The following is a 3,676-nucleotide window of genomic DNA, read 5'->3' on the forward strand; positions in this document are numbered from 1 at the left end:
GCTCGTACTGGACGTACCGCCGTGGTCCGCCAACGCCGCGAGGTGCCGTGCCGGGCGCCGCGACCCGGTGAACCTTTCCGGCCACGGCACTAGAGGTGCGTCGGGGCGAACATCTTGAGGGTGGTGTGCAGGACGAGGAGGGAGGGGCCCGGGGTGGCGAGGGCGGCGGCGAGGTCCTCGCGGAGGGTGGCCGGGGTGGTGGCGGCCGCCGGGACGCCGAAGGAGGCGGCCAGGGCGACGAAGTCGGGGCGGGTGAGTTCGGTGCCCGTCGTACGGCCGAAGGAGTCCGTCATGTACGCGCGCAGGATGCCGTAGCCCCCGTCGTCCACGATCAGCCAGGTGACGTCGAGGTCGTGCTGGCGGGCCGTGGCCAGGTCCGCGAGGGAGTACATCGCGCCGCCGTCGCCCGAGACGGCCAGCACGGGGGTGCCCGGCTCCGCGACGCACGCGCCCAGTGCGGCCGGGAAGGCGTAGCCGAGCCCGCCCGCGCCCTGGGCCGAGTGCATGGTGTTCGGGTGCTTGGCGTCGAAGGCCGACCAGGCCCAGTAGCCGAGGATCGTCATGTCCCAGAAGGACGGCGAGCGGGCGGGCAGCGCCGCGCGGATCGAGGCCAGCAGTTCCTGCTCCAGGGCCACGTCCTGTCCGGCCAGGCGGGCCGCGATGTCCGCCAGCAGCAGCTTCACCCGCTCCGGCGCCGCGGGGTCCTCGCGCTCGGACACCGTCTCCAGCAGGGCCTGGAGCCCGAGGCGGGCGTCGGCGTGGATGCCCAGGCCGGGGTGGTTGGACTCCAGCTTGCCGAGGTCGGCCTCGATCTGGACGACCCGGCCGGCGGGAAGGAAGGTGTGGTAGTTCGAGGACAGCTCGCCCAGCCCCGAGCCGACGACCAGCAGGACGTCCGCGTCCTCCAGGAAGTCCGTCATATGGCGGTCCTCCAGCCAGGACTGGAGGGAGAGGGGGTGGTTCCACGGGAAGGCGCCCTTGCCGCCGAAGGTGGTCACCACCGGGGCGTTCAGGCGCTCTGCCAGCTGCTTGAGCTTGCCCGCCGCGTCCGCGCGGACCACACCGCCGCCCGCGATGATCACCGGGCGCTCGGCGTGGGACAGCCAGTGCGCCGCCACCGCCGTCAGTTCGGGCCTCGGCGCGAGCTCGTGCGGGGTCGCGTCCATGCCGGTGACGGGCGGGACGATCGTCGGCTCCCGCAGCACGTCCTCGGGGATCTCGACCCAGACCGGGCCGTGCGGGGCGGTGAGCGCGGACTCCCAGGCCTGGGCGACGACCGTGGGGATCTGGGACGGGGTGCGGGCCACGTGGACGGACTTGACCACGTCCCGGAAGGACGCGGACTGGTCGCGCAGCTCGTGCAGGTACCCGCGACGGCCGCCGCCCAGGCCCGCGACGGGTACCTGGGAGGACAGGGCGAGTACCGGCGCCGACGCGGCGGCCGCCTCGGCCAGGGCGGGCAGCGCCATCAGGGCGCCCGGGCCGGTGGACAGCAGCAGCGGTACGGCCTCGCCCGTGATCCGGCCGTACGCGTCGGCCGCGAAGGCGGCGTTGTTCTCCGTGCGGAGCCCGATGAGCCGCAGGTCGGAGCGGCCCACCGCGTCGAAGAGCCCCAGCGCGTGCTGGCCGGGCAGCCCGAACACGGTGGTCGCGCCCAGCGAACGCAGCGTCTCCACGACCAGGTCCCCGCCCGTCCGCCCCGGCGGCGGCGCGAGGGCGGCCGCCGTCTGGGCCTCGGTGGGACGGAGTACCAGGTCGTGGTCGTGCGTCACGTGCTCAGTTGCCCTTCGCCTTCGCCGCAGCGATCTGCCGGCTCATGATCGTGGTCAGTTCGTACGCGGTGTGCGAGGCCGCGACCGAGGTGATCTCCGCGTGATCGTACGCCGGGGCGACCTCGACGACGTCGGCGGAAACGAGATTGCAGGACGACAGGCCGCGGATGATCTCCAGCAGCTCGCGGGAGGTCATGCCGCCGGCCTCCGGGGTGCCCGTGCCGGGGGCGTGCGCCGGGTCGAGCACGTCGATGTCGATCGAGATGTACAGCGGGCGGTCGCCGATGCGCTGGCGCAGCTGGTCGGCGACCTCGTCGGCGCCGCGCCGGTAGACGTCGGCCGAGGTGACGATGCCGAAGCCCATCTTGGCGTCGTCGGTCAGGTCCTGCTTGCCGTACAGCGGGCCGCGCGTGCCGACGTGCGAGAGCGCCTCGGTGTCGAGGATGCCCTCCTCGACGGCGCGGCGGAACGGGGTGCCGTGGGTGTACTCGGCGCCGAAGTAGGTGTCCCAGGTGTCCAGGTGCGCGTCGAAGTGCAGCAGGGCGACCGGGCCGTGCTTCTTCGCGACGGAGCGCAGCAGCGGGAGGGCGATGGTGTGGTCGCCGCCGAGGGTCATCAGGCGGGAGCCGGCGCCGAGCAGCTCGTCGGCGGCGGCCTCGACCGTGTCGACGGCCTCGTTGATGTTGAAGGGGTTCACCGCGATGTCACCGGCGTCCGCGACCTGCGCCAGGGCGAAGGGGGAGGCGTCCTGGGCCGGGTTGTACGGGCGCAGCAGCCGCGACGCCTCGCGGATCGCGTTGCCGCCGAAGCGGGCGCCGGGGCGGTACGAGACACCGGAGTCGAAGGGGACGCCGACGACGGCGACGTCGGCGGAGCCGACCTCGTCGAGGCGGGGCAGCCGGGCGAAGGTCGCCGGGCCCGCGTAGCGCGGGATGCGGGAGGAGTCGACGGGTCCGCGCGGCTGCGTGCTCATGAGGGGTGCCCTTCTGAAGGTCCTGCGGGTGCGGTCCTTCGAGCGTAAGCGGGTGGCCGGGAGCCGCGAAGTGTACGTTTTATCCACACCGCCCTCTCGAACTGTACGGAGCATCCATGCGAGCCCCGATCCCCTCCGAGGCGGGACCCGCCGCGCCGCCGGTGGCGCCGGTGGCGCTGGGTGCGCTGCTGGCCGACCGGGAGCTCGGGCTGCGGCTGCTGGCCGGGCCGGCGGAGGCTGAGGTGCACGGGGTGCACGCCTCGGAGATGGCGGACCCGACGCCGTACCTGCTGGGCGGGGAGCTGCTGCTGACCGCCGGGGCGGCGCCGGCCGGGGCGGCCGTGGATGCGGAGGCCGCGGGGTACGTGGCGCGGCTCGCCGGGGCCGGGGTGGCCGCGCTCGGCTTCGGCGTGGCCCCGGTGCACGAGGAGGTGCCTGCGGCGCTGGTCGCGGCGTGCGCGCGGCACGGGCTCGCGCTGCTGGAGGTACCGCCCGGGACCCCGTTCACGGCGGTGGCCCGTACGGTCTGGCGGCTGATGGCCGAGGCCCGTACGCGGGAGCTGCGCCGGGTCACCGAGGCGCAGCAGTCGCTCGCCGCGGCGGCCGCCCGGCCGGATCCGGTCGCGGCGGTGGTGGCGCGGCTGGCCTCGACCCTGGGCGGCCGGGTCGAGCTGTCCCCGGACGGCCGGTCGGCGGGCGCGCCGCTGCCCGAACCGGTGGCCGGGGCGCTGGCCGCCCTGCTGGCCCGGGTCGGCCGGCCCGTCGGACCGGCGACGGCCACCGACCAGACCGGCGGCTGGCACCTGACGGCCTACGCGCTCTCCCGCACCCCGTCCCCGGCGGCCGATCCGGGGGCGCCGGGGGCTTCCGCGGCGCCTGCGGCGGTCGGCCCGGCCGGCTCGCCGGCGCCGGGTCCCCGGAGAACCGGCCC

Annotated in this window: 3 protein-coding genes; 1 reads left to right on the forward strand and 2 read right to left on the reverse strand. The window is 75.4% G+C overall.

Features of this window, described 5'->3' with window-relative positions:
- Window positions 1-89: 89 nt before the first annotated feature.
- Both ACFWUQ_RS31285 and speB read right to left on the reverse strand, forming a co-directional pair.
- Window positions 90-1,772 carry a thiamine pyrophosphate-binding protein gene (locus ACFWUQ_RS31285; RefSeq protein WP_384544771.1) on the reverse strand — a complete coding sequence of 561 codons (1,683 nt, stop codon included), beginning with the start codon at window positions 1,770-1,772 and terminating at the stop codon, window positions 90-92.
- 4 nt (window positions 1,773-1,776) lie between these two features.
- Window positions 1,777-2,745: an agmatinase gene (gene speB / locus ACFWUQ_RS31290; protein WP_384544773.1), complete on the reverse strand. Its 969-nt coding sequence runs from the start codon at window positions 2,743-2,745 to the stop codon at window positions 1,777-1,779.
- Between the two features lie 116 nt (window positions 2,746-2,861).
- On the opposite strand from speB, the gene ACFWUQ_RS31295 reads away from it, so the two are divergent.
- Window positions 2,862-3,676 (forward strand): PucR family transcriptional regulator ligand-binding domain-containing protein (locus ACFWUQ_RS31295; RefSeq protein ID WP_384544775.1); only part of this gene is annotated, 815 nt, incomplete at its 3' end.

It is taken from the genome of Streptomyces sp. NPDC058662 (genome assembly GCF_042716255.1).
Classification (GTDB): domain Bacteria; phylum Actinomycetota; class Actinomycetes; order Streptomycetales; family Streptomycetaceae; genus Streptomyces.